Source organism: Escherichia sp. TC-EC600-tetX4 (genome assembly GCF_019356055.1).
In the GTDB taxonomy this organism is placed as follows: domain Bacteria; phylum Pseudomonadota; class Gammaproteobacteria; order Enterobacterales; family Enterobacteriaceae.
This window is the reverse complement of the sequence record NZ_CP079924.1, coordinates 1540600-1556738: the sequence shown is the minus strand read 5'-3', so window position 1 is coordinate 1556738 and position 16139 is coordinate 1540600. Positions and strand designations below refer to the sequence as shown.

The following is a 16139-nucleotide window of genomic DNA, read 5'->3' as shown; positions in this document are numbered from 1 at the left end:
ACTGTACCCACAACGGTGTATGCAAGAGGGATAAAAAATGAAAACAAAATTGATGACATTACAAGACGCCACCGGCTTCTTTCGTGACGGCATGACCATCATGGTGGGCGGATTTATGGGGATTGGCACTCCATCCCGCCTGGTTGAAGCATTACTGGAATCTGGTGTTCGCGACCTGACATTGATAGCCAATGATACCGCGTTTGTTGATACCGGCATCGGTCCGCTCATCGTCAATGGTCGAGTCCGCAAAGTGATTGCTTCACATATCGGCACCAACCCGGAAACAGGTCGGCGCATGATATCTGGTGAGATGGACGTCGTTCTGGTGCCGCAAGGTACGCTAATCGAGCAAATTCGCTGTGGTGGAGCTGGACTTGGTGGTTTTCTCACCCCAACGGGTGTCGGCACCGTCGTAGAGGAAGGCAAACAGACACTGACACTCGACGGTAAAACCTGGCTGCTCGAACGCCCACTGCGCGCCGACCTGGCGCTAATTCGCGCTCATCGTTGCGACACACTTGGCAACCTGACCTATCAACTTAGCGCCCGCAACTTTAACCCCCTGATAGCCCTTGCGGCTGATATCACGCTGGTAGAGCCAGATGAACTGGTCGAAACCGGCGAGCTGCAACCTGACCATATTGTCACCCCTGGTGCCGTTATCGACCACATCATCGTTTCACAGGAGAGCAAATAATGGATGCGAAACAACGTATTGCGCGCCGTGTGGCGCAAGAGCTTCGTGATGGTGACATCGTTAACTTAGGGATCGGTTTACCCACAATGGTCGCCAATTATTTACCGGAGGGTATTCATATCACTCTGCAATCGGAAAACGGCTTCCTCGGTTTAGGCCCGGTCACGACAGCGCATCCAGATCTGGTGAACGCTGGCGGGCAACCGTGCGGTGTTTTACCCGGTGCAGCCATGTTTGATAGCGCCATGTCATTTGCGCTAATCCGTGGCGGTCATATTGATGCCTGCGTGCTCGGCGGTTTGCAAGTAGACGAAGAAGCAAACCTCGCGAACTGGGTAGTGCCTGGGAAAATGGTGCCCGGTATGGGTGGCGCGATGGATCTGGTGACCGGGTCGCGCAAAGTGATCATCGCCATGGAACATTGCGCCAAAGATGGTTCAGCAAAAATTTTGCGCCGCTGCACCATGCCACTCACTGCGCAACATGCGGTGCATATGCTGGTTACTGAACTGGCTGTCTTTCGTTTTATTGACGGCAAAATGTGGCTCACCGAAATTGCCGACGGGTGTGATTTAGCCACCGTGCGTGCCAAAACAGAAGCTCGGTTTGAAGTCGCCGCCGATCTGAATACGCAACGGGGTGATTTATGATTGGTCGCATATCGCGTTTTATGACGCGTTTTGTCAGCCGGTGGCTTCCCGATCCACTGATCTTTGCCATGTTGCTGACATTGCTAACATTCGTGATCGCGCTTTGGTTAACACCACAAACGCCGATCAGCATGGTGAAAATGTGGGGTGACGGTTTCTGGAACTTGCTGGCGTTTGGTATGCAGATGGCGCTTATCATCGTTACCGGTCATGCCCTTGCCAGCTCTGCTCCGGTGAAAAGTTTGCTGCGTACTGCCGCCTCCGCCGCAAAGACGCCCGTACAGGGCGTCATGCTGGTCACTTTCTTCGGTTCAGTCGCTTGTGTCATCAACTGGGGATTTGGTTTGGTTGTCGGCGCAATGTTTGCCCGTGAAGTCGCCCGGCGAGTCCCCGGTTCTGATTATCCGTTGCTCATTGCCTGCGCCTACATTGGTTTTCTCACCTGGGGTGGCGGCTTCTCTGGATCAATGCCTCTGTTGGCTGCAACACCGGGCAACCCGGTTGAGCATATCGCCGGGCTGATCCCGGTGGGCGATACTCTGTTCAGTGGTTTTAACATTTTCATCACTGTGGCGTTGATTGTGGTGATGCCATTTATCACCCGCATGATGATGCCAAAACCGTCTGACGTGGTGAGTATCGATCCAAAACTACTCATGGAAGAGGCTGATTTTCAAAAGCAGCTACCGAAAGATGCCCCACCATCCGAGCGACTGGAAGAAAGCCGCATTCTGACGTTGATCATCGGCGCACTCGGTATCGCTTACCTTGCGATGTACTTCAGCGAACATGGCTTCAACATCACCATCAATACCGTCAACCTGATGTTTATGATTGCGGGTCTGCTGCTACATAAAACGCCAATGGCTTATATGCGTGCTATCAGCGCGGCAGCACGCAGTACTGCCGGTATTCTGGTGCAATTCCCCTTCTACGCTGGGATCCAACTGATGATGGAGCATTCCGGTCTGGGCGGACTCATTACCGAATTCTTCATCAATGTTGCGAACAAAGACACCTTCCCGGTAATGACCTTTTTTAGTTCTGCACTGATTAACTTCGCCGTTCCGTCTGGCGGCGGTCACTGGGTTATTCAGGGACCTTTCGTGATACCCGCAGCCCAGGCGCTGGGCGCTGATCTCGGTAAATCGGTAATGGCGATCGCCTACGGCGAGCAATGGATGAACATGGCACAACCATTCTGGGCGCTGCCAGCACTGGCAATCGCCGGACTCGGTGTCCGCGACATCATGGGCTACTGCATCACTGCCCTGCTCTTCTCCGGTGTCATTTTCGTCATTGGTTTAACGCTGTTCTGACGGCACCCCTACAAACAGAAGGAATATAAAATGAAAAATTGTGTCATCGTCAGTGCGGTACGTACTGCTATCGGTAGTTTTAACGGTTCACTCGCTTCCACCAGCGCCATCGACCTGGGGGCGACAGTAATTAAAGCCGCCATTGAACGTGCAAAAATCGATTCACAACACGTTGATGAAGTGATTATGGGTAACGTGTTACAAGCCGGGCTGGGGCAAAATCCGGCGCGTCAGGCACTGTTAAAAAGCGGGCTGGCAGAAACGGTGTGCGGATTCACGGTCAATAAAGTATGTGGTTCGGGTCTTAAAAGTGTGGCGCTTGCCGCCCAGGCCATTCAGGCAGGTCAGGCGCAGAGCATTGTGGCGGGGGGTATGGAAAATATGAGTTTAGCCCCCTACTTACTCGATGCAAAAGCACGCTCTGGTTATCGTCTTGGAGACGGACAGGTTTATGACGTAATCCTGCGCGATGGCCTGATGTGCGCCACCCATGGTTATCATATGGGGATTACCGCCGAAAACGTGGCTAAAGAGTACGGAATTACCCGTGAAATGCAGGATGAACTGGCGCTACATTCACAGCGTAAAGCGGCAGCCGCAATTGAGTCCGGTGCTTTTACAGCCGAAATCGTCCCGGTAAATGTTGTCACTCGAAAGAAAACCTTCGTCTTCAGTCAAGACGAATTCCCGAAAGCGAATTCAACGGCTGAAGCGTTAGGTGCATTGCGCCCGGCCTTCGATAAAGCAGGAACAGTCACCGCTGGGAACGCGTCTGGTATTAACGACGGTGCTGCCGCTCTGGTGATTATGGAAGAATCTGCGGCGCTGGCAGCAGGCCTTACCCCCCTGGCTCGCATTAAAAGTTATGCCAGCGGTGGCGTGCCCCCCGCATTGATGGGTATGGGGCCAGTACCTGCCACGCAAAAAGCGTTACAACTGGCGGGGCTGCAACTGGCGGATATTGATCTCATTGAGGCTAATGAAGCATTTGCTGCACAGTTCCTTGCCGTTGGGAAAAACCTGGGCTTTGATTCTGAGAAAGTGAATGTCAACGGCGGGGCCATCGCGCTCGGGCATCCTATCGGTGCCAGTGGTGCTCGTATTCTGGTCACACTATTACATGCCATGCAGGCACGCGATAAAACGCTGGGGCTGGCAACACTGTGCATTGGCGGCGGTCAGGGAATTGCGATGGTGATTGAACGGTTGAATTAATCAATAAAAACACCCGATAGCGAAAGTTATCGGGTGTTTTCTTGAACATCGACGGCGAAGGTAACCCCATTAATCACCAGTCAAAACTTTTCACCAGCGTCAGCTCGCCAGCATTACGCATCGGTACAATAAATGTTTCCTGTTTCTCATTGACCGATCCTTCATCGGTGATCAGCGTCAGTTGGGCGGTGGTTAATTCCGTTTCGCTGCGCCCACCATAGTAGTTGATATACACCTGATAGCGCCCGTGAATTGGCGCGGGCATGGCGAAAATCTCGGGTCCGTACCCCGTCGTGACATCCATATCCAGTGCACCACTGTTTTTCAGCACGGTGTTACCGTACCAGGCGTGTTCGCCATCGGGCGTAACAACGTGAAGGTCGAGGTCGGTATTGTCCGTATCCCACGAGAGAACCAGCCGTAAACGTGCACGAATCGTTCCTGTACCCGGCGTTGAGTAAAACTGCATTTTTTGTCGGCTTTGCCCATCCGGGCTGATGACCTGCACGCTGTTGCTGCCTTCAGTGAAAATATAAGGGCGTGCAAATGAACCATCGGATTCAATTCTCTGCGGCATACTGGCACCGTTGACCACCAGCCGGCCCTGCTGAACTTTACCCGCCGCAGCATAATTCTTTATTTTGCCGCGGATCTGCGCTGAGATATTTTGATCATCTGCCATGTTGACGGACGACGCCGGGTAATTGATCGATTGTGAAAAACTGGCATCTTCGCCCTCTGCCGGATGCCAGCCTGAGAGCGGTGCATCAATCTCGACTTCCTGCACACCTTCACTGTGAGCGACAGGCGAAAGCGCCACCAGTAACAACGGAAGAAAAATCTTTCGCATAGCATTAGTCCATTAATAATTGTCGGGTCAGCGTTTCGATATAGTTCTCATCAAGCCCGGTGGGATAACCATCAAAGGCCAGGTGCAGATACTCATGGGTTAAATCCAGCCGATCCTGAAGCGTAAAGAAGTTACGAATAAACAGCCGTTTCTGCTGCCGATCGGTATAGGGGAAACCTGAGACTAAACGGCAAACCGCAAACACGTCTGGTTCGTTGTACCCCGTCTCAGCTTGTAATATACGCCGCCACTGCGGCATTTTTTTCGCCAGCCAGGCTTTCGCTTTGGGTAATAACTGGCAGGTTGAGCGTGGCGCTCCCCAGCGGCTAAGACTGTTGTCGGGATAAGCAAACGCGAGTATCTGATCGTAACGCTCTCCCTGCCCCGCCTGGGCCGTGGCTTGCCGCCAGGAAAGTGTCCCTTCGGTAGCGCGACTGCCATGATAATGAACCGGATCGCCTGCATAGATGAGATCCTGCGTCCAGGCGGTCATCGTTCGCGCCCCCGTGGTCGCTGGCGAAGCAGAAACACGCTGCGTGGCGCTGCTGTCGGGGATGGTCAGGCAATCGCCTTCCCGATTGGCGTTTTGCTGTAAAAAAGTGCGAATCGCCACGGTCATGGCTTTCGCTGCCTCAGGGGGCGTACTTTTCGCCTCGCGATCCAGAACTCTGGCAACGTACTCTTCACGATCGAGATGCGACTGCAATTTCAGTTTGCCCTTTTCGCTCAGTAAGGTCGTCTCACCGTGGCTGACAAACGTAATGTGGTTACCATTAGTAAACGTCACACGATAGCGCCCATTAAGTACGCCGGGATTTACTGCCGTCGTACTCTTTTCCGCTGTGATTTTCTTCAGCGGATAGCGGGCAAACAGCTCCACCTCTACACATTGCCCACTGGCAACCTGCGTCGGCACTGGCAAAACCCGATTAAGCACCGTCGCATAACGGGTTAGTACCGTTTTGCTGGTGCCACTGCCAGTAACCCACAGCGGTGTACCATCGGTTAACCAGCCAGCAAAACCACCCTGACGGATTTCCTGTTTATCATCGGCAAACCAGCTCCAGGTTTTCACCCGTACCCGACTACCGAGCATGGATGCGACACCGATTTTCGCCTCGTCCAGCACCACATCCAGTAAGACTTCCTGAGCTTTGTTTTGCGCGGGTAACGTCGCTAATGAATCAAGCAGCGATTTAACCGTTACCGAGGTTTCTGGCTTCAGCGTAGTCAGAGACGCTAACCACGCAGGTGCCTGACGCTGTTGCCAGTATTGCCCCCACACATCTGCGCCAATATGCAACCGCTGCGGCGCAAAATAGAGCCCACAGGAACGTACCAGCGCGGTATCGCGCGTTATGCTCTCCCCAGCCTGACAACAATAAACCTCTTCCGGGGAGTTTCCGCGACACTGGTAGGGCTGCTCCGGTTGATGGGTATCCTCCAGCCAGGCGTAAACATACAGTTTCCACAAACTCCCTAACGGCGTGGTGAGCGAGTCAGGTAATGCTGAGACTTTGGTCACGCCTGATGACGACAGCTGATACAGTTGATCGTGCTGCGCACCGCGCAGCACCAGTTGTAACGGCGTCTCCTCCGCAAGTGTTGGCAGAGTAACCAACGCCAATAGCCAGACGATTCTGCGCCAGTTCACTTATTTCACCTGCATCCCGGTCCATTCACTCCCTGCCGCAACACTTTGCTGCGCAGGTGCATAGGAACGCACATAACGAGCAGGAGGCAGAACGAATTGCCCTTTTTGCGAGAAGCGCAGCAAATGGCGGAAAGTGACCGTTCCCGTCAGTTCTTTCACCGGCACCATATAGGCCAGTTCGCCCATTTCATTTCGCGCTTTTTCCAGCAATTGCCCCTGCTGTTTCGCGGCGTTGGGTTTATTGACCGAAATGCCCCATGTTGTGCGCTCAACGTCGGCTCCCGGTGGCAGCGGTACTTCCACCTGACCGTAGCGCAGAACTGCATCCTGCTCGCTGGTAAGCGTGATTTCATCGAGATACAGCGCATCGCTGTCAATCTCATTGCTGGTCACCGGTTGCAGAATAAAGCTCATCTCTTCTTCACCAGGGATAAGCCGATACAACTGGCGTTCAACGGTCACCGGAATGTTACTTTGTTGAGCCATTTTTGCCGGCTCACGTCAGCGGACCTGCACATTTTGCGGCGATAATTCGTCACCAAAAGAGAGAATGTCCGGCACGCCCTGACCAACCCAACGCCAGTCTTCGCCCCCTCCAGTTAACTTATGTTTAGCCCATGCGCCCGCAGGCGCAGGCAAAACAACTGGAGGCATTGTCGCCATATATTTCGCCAGCCAGTTCATGGCCAGCGCGCGCTCAATAGTGGATTGCTCAGCGGTCAAACCACTTAAAATAGCGGCCGTCTGGGTAGCGTCGCCACCGCTATTAAGCAGCACAACCGTGTGCGCCAGCGGCTGATTGCTGTTTGCCGCTTTATCCCACGCATATTGCTGAACCTGTGGCATCACCGTGGACTTCAACTGCGCTTTTTTCAGCAACGTCATGGTTAAGACGTTTGCCACCGCATCTGCCAGTGGAGACTCCGGTGTATCGAGGATCAGGCTATCATTGATATCGCGGGTGTCTTCCTCAGAGAAATCTTCAGTTTTAGTTCCGCGCCGGGCGATAGCTTCATCCAACCCTTTCAACAACGTTTTGCACGGCAAATTCATCTCCTGCGCCCATGCCAGCACCAGCGCCCGATGCAATAACGGCATGTTATCTGCCTGCTCCGCGTAGCTGTCGAGCATATGCTGCCAGTATTCCGGTTGTTGCGTTACGCCGATCGCCTGGCTGGCCTGCCAGTCGGCGTACCATGCCCATGCCGTAAGGAAGGCGTCACCATTGCCATCTTCACCCCACCAGGTAAAGCGCGCTCCGGGCCCCGCCAGTTGCATCAGCCGCAGACGGTTATCCTGAATCATCTGACGAATGTCGTTAGCGGCGGCACTTTGATGATCGGCAAGCGAACGCCAGGCGAGACTGAGCGGGATCAGACGGCTACCGGTGTTGATTACGCCACCCCACGGTTCATCGACTAACGCATCAAGATTGTTGCGGAAAATCTCCTGCGGCGTTTCACTACTTTGTAGCCGGATATTGCTCGCCTGCTCGGGCAACATCAGCGCGTTATCGCCACCACCGAGCATGACATTTTTCTGCTGTTCAACGGGCCAGCTGTTATCCACAAAAGACAGTTTTGTGCTAATGCTGTCCTGCACTTGCCCATTTTGTTGCAGTTCTGCACTTAACAAGCCAGATTGCTGAATATTCTGCGTCAGCGAAATATAATTCGCCCCTTTGTGCAGCGTCAGCGTCTGGCGCATCTCAGCGCCTGCAAATTTAGTCACCAGCGCCACCGGTTCGTTATCCTGCTGACTGAAGATAAACAGTCCTGCCGCCGGTTTGTCGCCCACGCGATACACCGTTGGCATACTCCACTTCATGTAGAGATTTTTTTCCGAACGCAGATAAGCACGCCCCTGCCCGACCAGCCCGTCGCCGTTCATCCCACGCGCGGTGATACGCCAGCGGGTTAACGAATCAGGCATCAGGAACGTGAAATACGCTTTGCCTTGTTTATCGGTTGTGAGTGACGGCATCCATGCCGCGGTATCCACCTCTTCACGCCGTGGACGTTCAAGCATTTTTACTCGCCGCTCGCTGCGGTTAGTTGCGCCAGGCGCAACCGGCTCGCTGGAGAGCGCCTGGTCGTAGCTGATAAACGACAGACTGGAGCTGGTACGCACATTGTTACGCCCCAGCGGATAGAAAAATTTGCCGATATTCGGCGCGATTTCTGGTTGCAGCGCGTAGATCATTTCATCGACCACGCCTACCGTTAGCTGCGCAGAAACAGGTTTACCTTTCAGCGACGAGGTTAATTCGACATTGACCAGTTCACCAGGCTGGTAATGGGTTTTGTCCGTTTTCACCCGGATATCCAGCTGGGGAACGGCAACTTTGATCCCGGCGTTCTGAAAACTGTACTGACCGTTACGGGTATACAGCACCGAAAAAGTGATGTTAGGCGCAAAGGAATTGCTCACTGGAACCCGGGCTTCATACTGGGTATCGTTTAAACGTTGTAGCGTTAGCCAGTTTGCCGGATGCGAAAGCAGCGACTGCTGTTCCACGCGATCGCGTTCCAGCGTCAATAATGCTTCATCAATTGGCTCCGGAAAGGTAATCAGCATCTTCGCGGTTTCGCCTGGCTGGTACAGCGTTTTATCCGCCACGATATCTACCGTACCAGTATGCGCCGTGCTGCCCTTACCGCTGACGGCATGACTTAACCCAGCGAGAATTAAGCCGTCTTTATCGCGTAATGTCAGATTGTAGTTGCCAGGTTTAGCGAAATTGACGGTAAAGGATTTGCCGCCTGACGGTAGCTCTCCGCTATGGCTCGTGCGGTCTTCGAGACGCAACCATTCATACGTAACAGGAACCTGTTTTGAAGATTCCAGCGCGGCATAACGGAACACAACCGACTCGCCGCTATTACTGTATTGTGCGGCAGTACTTAATGAGTAATGCGCCAGACCGCGTTCAATGAGGATCTCTTTGGTGGTGGTGACGCGATACGCCGCGCCGTCACTGGCGGAGACGGTTAACAAATAGCGGCTCGGTTTATCGGCGGCGGGGAGATTTAACGCCACATGACCGCTGGCGTCGGACACCGTTTCGCTGCCTTCCAGCGACACGGGGAAACGTCCGGCATAACGCAAATCGTTACCGACCATTGATAATTGCTGAGCGCGCAAACTTAACTGCACGCGGGCATTTTTTACCGGCTCGCCATCCGGGTAGAGCAGTTGCAGTTTGCCGCTGACCGCTTCGCCAGTTTTGAACTCTTTTTTGGCGAGAGCTAAACCAATCTCGAAATGTGGCTTGATGTAGTTTGCCACGCGAAAACTGCTGCTATAGACCTGATTGCGGTAAGCAAGACGTAACTCATAACCTCCGGCTACGGCATTTTCTGGCAGGCGGAAACTTCCCTGCCCGCCATTGCGCGCATCCAGCGTGACATTGACGGTTTGCAACAGACTGCCGTTGGCGTCCAGCACCGAAAGCTTCGCCGGGGCGCTGACGATGGGGGATGAATGCAACGGATCGTGGAACTCGCGGCCGATCACTTTAACATCGACACGATCGCCTGCGCGATATAGCGGGCGATCGGTAAAAATATACAAGCGGGTGTTGTAGATTTCGCTTTCGTAGAAGAAGTTCTCGGAGACAAAAACGCCGCCTTCAGCATCCTTACCCAGAATGTATGAACGTTCTGGCGATATATGTTGTAACTGCAAGGTACCGCTGTCATCGGTCACACCGCGGGTCATCACGCCAAGACCGTCAGTCCACAAGATCTCTGAGCCGGGCTTCGCTTCACCCTGTTTTTTACCCGCGGTCCACACCAGAAGCTCTTTGCCTGACACTTTGCTAAGCGCCACGGTATCGGAAACAAACACCACCGTCGTCGCCCGATACCCACCAACCATCGCCTCGACGAGGTACAGTCCCGGCTCTTGTTGGCCGAGAGGAATATAAATGTTACCCGGCTGCGGCGAGATGAAATTGCTGGATGCGCCTTCCAGTTTTACCCCTTGCTGCGGCTCGAACGGTTTAGCCTGCCATAGTGGATAACGGAACTGTTTCACCAGGGGATATTTTTTCAGCGGGGAAAACTGGTTGTTCTGTACATAACGGGAAGGTTTAATAATGGCATTGCCGAGCTGTAATTCGGGTAACGCCTGAGTCACATTCTGCCGTGACTGAGAAGAGAAAGTACGCTGCATCACGCGGCGAGATTTGCCGTACCAGTTATCCCACAGCCAGGTTAGCGTATTGTTCAGCCCGTCGCCCAGATATTGCGGTTGCACCACAATGCGATGCAGGTTTTTCTGCTGGCGCAAAAATGCCATCGGGTCAGGAATACGATACAGGCGAACGTCCACGCCGCCGTACTCTTCCATCTGATAGCGCCGATAATCACGCCCCGGCGCTTCCAGTCGCACTTTCGCCTCTTCACTGCTGCTAAAACTGCTGTCAGCAAGCAAAAAGAATGTTCCCCCGGCAGGCGGCGCATAGTTGCTGGAAGGAAGCGAATCATCAGCATTAGCAAGCCCTGTTCCCACAAGAGACAGGGACAAGCACGCTGCTATCGCGCCAGAAAATTTAAACGATAAATGCCAATGAAATTGGGATTGGAATCGTTGGGTATCCATCGGGTGTCCTTCCATGTCATAAGTTGTTGCAGACTGACTGCGCGCATTCCGTTGTCAGTTTTCGTGGCGCTTCCGGTGTGGTAGATGACGTAACGCCCCATCCAGACCATTAAGTGCTGGGCATCGCCCTGATCGAAAAAAATCATATCGCCAGGCAGCGCCTGGTTTATGTCCTGGCCAATAAACTGGCTGTTGTACTGAATCAAATTAATCGCGGTCACATAGGGGCCGGTTTTCCCGTTCCCCTGATTCCAGTTTTGCGCCAGTTGACGCTGTTCAGGTGTTAGCGTCATCTCTGGCGGCAAATACTGGCTAGATAAACCGTTACTTTTTAGCCATTTACTGTCGTGAACTTTCAGCGTCTCGTTCGCCGCAAATCGCACCAGGCCCGCACAATCCTGCTGATACCAGCGTGGACTTGGCCCCTGGCGGAGCTGTTCTTGTGCAATGCGTACAAACCAGGCGCGAAACAGCCCGGATTGTTCGACATTCAGCATTTCGCTATGGGCAACAACACAACACAGCCAGCAAATCAGCGCCAGCAGCCCGTGCCTCATAGCGGCTGCCAGGTTATGGGTAGCCACTGCCAGGCGGCACCGGGTTCCATCTGGGCCAGCTTCATGACATAACGCGGTTGTTGAGATAAAGCGTCCAGCTTCGGCATTAATAAAGTTTGTGCGGCGTTATAAAAAACCGGTTCGAGATTCTTCGGCAGACTGGTCAACGTTTCGTTACGCAGCAGTTTCGCTATTCCTTGTGGATTGATATAGAGCGGAACGATGCCATCAGTGGGTATTACATCCACCATTGCCGGGCGGGTTTTATTCAGTGTTTGCAGCGCGTTATTAACCAGCGTGTCATCGAGGGAGAAAAGCAGCGTTTTGTTTTGCATCGCCAGCGACACACGGAAAAAATAATCCGACATTAATTGATCGGGTTGCGCCGCCTGCGCTTTCGGATACTGGCCGTATCGGGAACTCACTTCGCGACGCCAGATTTGCGCTTCGCCCTGCTGAGTCTGGCTTACCGGCAAAACACCTTCTGGCGCTTTGCTTTCGTGCGCACCAATATTTTGCGTAAACAGTTTCCCTGGCAATTGCGCCTGTTCGGCAGTGCCATCAAACTGACCGACAAACAGCGGGGTTTGCAATTTTGAGTCTTCATACCAGCACAGCCCCGCGGCACCGTCTAACGCCCCATTCAGCTTGTCGTTTTCCTGGCTGATGTGCGAAAGCATCTCTTCGGCAATACCGTGTGAATACGGCACCGCCACACAGAAGCTGGCTCCGGCAGGCATACTGTTCCATACCGGCGTAAAATCGAAACTGGCATCTACGCTGGCGGATTCATCATTTAACGCCACAAAACTGTGCCAGCCGTCGTTACCCATTTCGAAGCGTACGCCAGCAAAAGAAGGCATTAACCGCTGGTAGCCAAACCCCAGCCACCTGGCGCTGACTACGATGCGCTGGCGTACTGGCGTTTTTTCGGCAGTACGCTCTTCCAGGCCAAAGCTTGCTTGCCAGCGTTTTTTGCCGCTCAACAAATCACCTGCGATCGCCGTGGCTTCGGTATCCTGCTGATCATCTTTAAACAACATATCCGTGCTGGAAAACACCAGCATCTTGTCCTGATAAGTCGCGAACATCAGGGCGTTATTGCCGTTATAGCGCAACTGATAAACAGGAACAGTTTCACTATTTATCTTGATGCTACTGATTTCCGTTTTGCTTAACTGGCTGTCGCTGGTAGCGGCAAACAACAATGGCTCCAGCAGTTTGCTTAAACCACTGCGCTGGATCAGCACCATATAATGTGAAAGATGGCCTTGTTTATCGTGCCACAGCGCTGCCTGCGCGGGCTGATCTAAGAGTGACGAAAAGAGCTTATCTTTCAGCGTGAGATCGTGTTCATAGACAATACGACGAATGCTGCCTTCAATGCCCAGACGATCGGCATGATTCTGATAATAGAAAACGAAATCTTCGCTCAGAACATCGTGGAGAAACGGAATGGTGAGGAGATCTTTGGGAAGCTGGCTCAGAGAGTCGCTGTCGAGAAAGAGGTCCGGCTCATTGAGATCGATTTGCAGATTGTTGTGCACCACCAGCGGCGACAACGTTTTTTCTGGCCCACTGCCAGCATATTGCAACGCCCAGACGCCAGCGGAAAGCAGTGCTATTGCGCCAAAACCTACAAGACCATAGAACCGCCAGCCTTTCGCCTTTTTTTCACCACTCATTGCCACATTCCTTGTGTATAGCCAGCCATTTTTTACGGGCACAGCCAAACTTTACCGTGCCCTAATACGACAAAAGCCCAGACTTTGCAGCCTGGACTTTTCAATTCAAACAAGGGAGATAGCTCCCTTTTGGCATGAAGAAGTAAAATTATTCTTCTTCTGGCTCGTCGTCAACGTCCACTTCCGGAGCGATTTCATCGTCCCCTTCCGCGGCACTGCCGTCGATGGTATCCAGATCTTCCTCGTCAACCGGTTCAGCAACACGTTGCAGACCCACTACGTTTTCATCTTCCGCAGTACGGATGAGGATCACGCCCTGGGTGTTACGGCCCACGATGCTGATTTCCGAAACGCGAGTACGTACCAGCGTACCGGCATCGGTGATCATCATGATCTGGTCGCAGTCATCTACCTGTACCGCGCCAACAACTAAACCGTTACGTTCGGTAACCTTGATGGAGATAACCCCTTTCGTCGCACGCGACTTGGTTGGGTATTCCGCCACTGCGGTACGTTTACCGTAACCGTTTTGCGTTGCGGTGAGGATTGCGCCATCGCCACGAGGCACGATCAGAGAGACGACTTTATCGCCTTCACCTAAGCGAATACCGCGAACACCGGTGGTGTTGCAGCCCATCGCACGGACAGAAGACTCTTTAAAGCGCACCACTTTACCTTCAGCGGAGAACAGCATTACTTCGTCTTCGCCGCTGGTCAGGTCAACGCCGATCAGCTCATCGCCGTCAACCAGTTTGATCGCCACTTTACCGGCGGTACGCAGACGGTTGAACTCGGTGAGGACAGTTTTCTTCACGGTACCGTTAGCGGTCGCCATGAAGACTTTCACGCCTTCTTCAAACTCGGTCACTGGCAGGATCGCAGTGATACGTTCGTCCTGCTCCAGCGGCAGCAGGTTGACGATCGGACGACCGCGCGCGCCACGAGTGGCTTCCGGCAACTGATAAACTTTCATCGAATAGACGCGACCACGGCTGGAGAAGCACAGAATATGGTCGTGAGTGTTCGCCACCAGCAGTCGGTCGATAAAGTCTTCTTCTTTAATACGTGCGGCAGATTTACCTTTCCCGCCACGACGCTGCGCTTCGTATTCAGAAAGCGGCTGATACTTAACGTAGCCCTGGTGAGAGAGCGTCACGACCACATCTTCCTGGGTGATCAGATCTTCCAGGTTGATGTCTGCGCTGTTGGCGGTGATTTCAGTACGACGTTTGTCACCGAACTGTTCACGAACCAGCTCCAGCTCTTCACGGATCACTTCCATCAGACGATCGGCGCTACCAAGAATACGCAACAGTTCCGCGATCTGATCCAGCAGCTCTTTGTATTCGTCGAGCAGTTTTTCGTGCTCAAGACCGGTCAGTTTCTGCAAACGCAGATCCAGAATCGCCTGAGCTTGCTGTTCGGTCAGGTAGTACAGACCATCACGCACGCCGAACTCTGGCTCCAGCCATTCCGGACGCGCAGCATCGTCGCCAGCACGTTCGAGCATCGCGGCAACGTTGCCCAGCTGCCACGGATTAGCAACCAGCGCAGTTTTCGCTTCTGCAGGCGTCGGCGCATGACGGATCAGTTCGATGATCGGGTCGATGTTCGCCAGCGCCACGGCTAATGCTTCAAGGATATGAGCACGATCGCGAGCTTTACGCAGTTCGAAAATAGTACGACGGGTCACCACTTCACGGCGGTGACGAACAAACGCCGCGATGATGTCTTTCAGGTTCATGATCTTCGGCTGACCATGGTGCAATGCCACCATGTTGATACCGAAAGAAACCTGCAACTGGGTCTGGGAGTAGAGGTTGTTGAGCACAACTTCACCGACCGCATCGCGTTTCACTTCAATCACGATGCGCATACCGTCTTTGTCAGACTCGTCACGCAGCGCGCTGATGCCTTCCACGCGTTTTTCTTTTACCAGTTCCGCAATCTTCTCGATCAGGCGCGCTTTGTTTACCTGATACGGAATTTCGTGGACGATAATGGTTTCACGACCGGTTTTGGCGTCAACTTCCACTTCTGCGCGAGCGCGGATATACACCTTGCCGCGACCGGTACGGTAAGCTTCTTCAATACCGCGACGACCGTTAATGATTGCCGCCGTCGGGAAGTCCGGCCCCGGGATGTGTTCCATCAGCCCTTCAATGCTGATGTCTTCATCATCAATATACGCCAGACAACCGTTGATGACTTCCGTCAGGTTGTGCGGCGGGATGTTGGTTGCCATACCTACGGCGATACCGGAAGAACCGTTCACCAGCAGGTTAGGAATTTTGGTTGGCATGACGTCCGGAATTTTTTCCGTGCCGTCATAGTTATCAACGAAATCGACCGTCTCTTTTTCGAGATCGGCCATCAGTTCATGGGCAATTTTCGCCAGACGGATTTCCGTATAACGCATTTCCGCCGCAGAGTCGCCGTCGATAGAACCGAAGTTACCCTGACCGTCTACCAGCATATAACGCAGCGAGAATGGCTGCGCCATGCGGACGATCGTGTCATAGACCGCCGAGTCACCATGGGGATGGTATTTACCGATTACGTCACCAACGACACGGGCAGATTTTTTATAGGCTTTGTTCCAGTCATTGCCTAGTACGTTCATGGCGTAAAGTACGCGACGGTGTACCGGCTTCAGGCCATCTCGGACATCTGGCAGCGCACGGCCAACAATGACCGACATCGCATAATCCAGATAGGAGCTCTTCAGCTCTTCCTCAATGTTGACCGGTGTAATTTCTCTCGCAAGGTCGCTCATCTAACCGCTATCCCTCTACTGTATCCCGGATTCAAAGGTCGCAAATTATAACACAGCCGCGCAGTTTGAGGTAAACCTATACGCTTTATTCACATCCAATGCCTGATATACTCGTTTGTCTTGCCAAT

Annotated in this window: 9 protein-coding genes and 1 pseudogene; 4 read left to right on the top strand and 6 right to left on the bottom strand. The window is 53.2% G+C overall.

The annotated features are described in order from the left end of the window. The first annotated feature begins 37 nt into the window (after positions 1 to 37). Genes atoD through atoB form a run of 4 tightly spaced genes read left to right on the top strand, consistent with a single transcriptional unit; the run spans position 38 to position 3884 of the window. The gene (gene atoD / locus KXD89_RS07450; RefSeq protein ID WP_000850540.1) at positions 38 to 700 is read left to right on the top strand and encodes an acetate CoA-transferase subunit alpha; all 663 of its coding nucleotides are present in this window, start codon (positions 38 to 40) and stop codon (positions 698 to 700) included. Continuing rightward, positions 700 to 1350, top strand: coding sequence for an acetate CoA-transferase subunit beta (gene atoA, locus KXD89_RS07445; protein ID WP_000339065.1), 651 nt, complete (start codon positions 700 to 702; stop codon positions 1348 to 1350). Before atoD ends, atoA begins: the two co-directional genes overlap by 1 nt. Continuing rightward, positions 1347 to 2669 carry a TIGR00366 family protein gene (locus tag KXD89_RS07440; RefSeq protein WP_000580275.1) on the top strand — a complete coding sequence of 441 codons (1323 nt, stop codon included), beginning with the start codon at positions 1347 to 1349 and terminating at the stop codon, positions 2667 to 2669. The genes atoA and KXD89_RS07440 overlap by 4 nt, the downstream gene beginning before the upstream one ends. A gap of 30 nt (positions 2670 to 2699) precedes the next feature. Beyond that, complete coding sequence (gene atoB / locus KXD89_RS07435) at positions 2700 to 3884, top strand: acetyl-CoA acetyltransferase (protein WP_000786547.1); 1185 nt, start codon at positions 2700 to 2702, stop codon at positions 3882 to 3884. 73 nt (positions 3885 to 3957) lie between these two features. Here the strand turns inward: atoB and KXD89_RS07430 are convergent, their stop codons facing one another. The 6 genes and pseudogenes from KXD89_RS07430 to gyrA form a co-directional block, all read right to left on the bottom strand. Then, positions 3958 to 4734: a YfaP family protein gene (locus tag KXD89_RS07430; RefSeq protein ID WP_001225852.1), complete on the bottom strand. Its 777-nt coding sequence runs from the start codon at positions 4732 to 4734 to the stop codon at positions 3958 to 3960. A 4-nt stretch (positions 4735 to 4738) separates the two neighbouring features. Further along, positions 4739 to 6388, bottom strand: coding sequence for a YfaQ family protein (locus KXD89_RS07425; protein ID WP_001104549.1), 1650 nt, complete (start codon positions 6386 to 6388; stop codon positions 4739 to 4741). Continuing rightward, positions 6389 to 10903 (bottom strand): annotated as a pseudogene (locus tag KXD89_RS07420) (alpha-2-macroglobulin). It lies immediately after the preceding gene. Between the two features lie 23 nt (positions 10904 to 10926). Continuing rightward, a complete protein-coding gene (locus tag KXD89_RS07415) occupies positions 10927 to 11550 on the bottom strand; it encodes a DUF1175 domain-containing protein (protein WP_001295211.1) in 624 nt (207 codons plus the stop codon). Further along, the gene (locus tag KXD89_RS07410; RefSeq protein ID WP_000012305.1) at positions 11547 to 13235 is read right to left on the bottom strand and encodes a DUF2138 domain-containing protein; all 1689 of its coding nucleotides are present in this window, start codon (positions 13233 to 13235) and stop codon (positions 11547 to 11549) included. The genes KXD89_RS07415 and KXD89_RS07410 overlap by 4 nt, the downstream gene beginning before the upstream one ends. Positions 13236 to 13383: 148 nt before the next feature. Then, positions 13384 to 16011, bottom strand: a complete 2628-nt coding sequence (gene gyrA / locus KXD89_RS07405; protein WP_072647331.1) for a DNA topoisomerase (ATP-hydrolyzing) subunit A — start codon at positions 16009 to 16011, stop codon at positions 13384 to 13386. Between the last annotated feature and the right edge of the window lie 128 nt (positions 16012 to 16139).

Coding starts and splice junctions, on each gene's coding strand:
- atoD (WP_000850540.1), top strand. CDS start 38: ATGAAAACAAAATTGATGACATTACAAGACGCCACCGGCTTCTTTCGT.
- atoA (WP_000339065.1), top strand. CDS start 700: ATGGATGCGAAACAACGTATTGCGCGCCGTGTGGCGCAAGAGCTTCGT.
- KXD89_RS07440 (WP_000580275.1), top strand. CDS start 1,347: ATGATTGGTCGCATATCGCGTTTTATGACGCGTTTTGTCAGCCGGTGG.
- atoB (WP_000786547.1), top strand. CDS start 2,700: ATGAAAAATTGTGTCATCGTCAGTGCGGTACGTACTGCTATCGGTAGT.
- KXD89_RS07430 (WP_001225852.1), bottom strand. CDS start 4,734: ATGCGAAAGATTTTTCTTCCGTTGTTACTGGTGGCGCTTTCGCCTGTC.
- KXD89_RS07415 (WP_001295211.1), bottom strand. CDS start 11,550: ATGAGGCACGGGCTGCTGGCGCTGATTTGCTGGCTGTGTTGTGTTGTT.
- KXD89_RS07410 (WP_000012305.1), bottom strand. CDS start 13,235: ATGAGTGGTGAAAAAAAGGCGAAAGGCTGGCGGTTCTATGGTCTTGTA.
- gyrA (WP_072647331.1), bottom strand. CDS start 16,011: ATGAGCGACCTTGCGAGAGAAATTACACCGGTCAACATTGAGGAAGAG.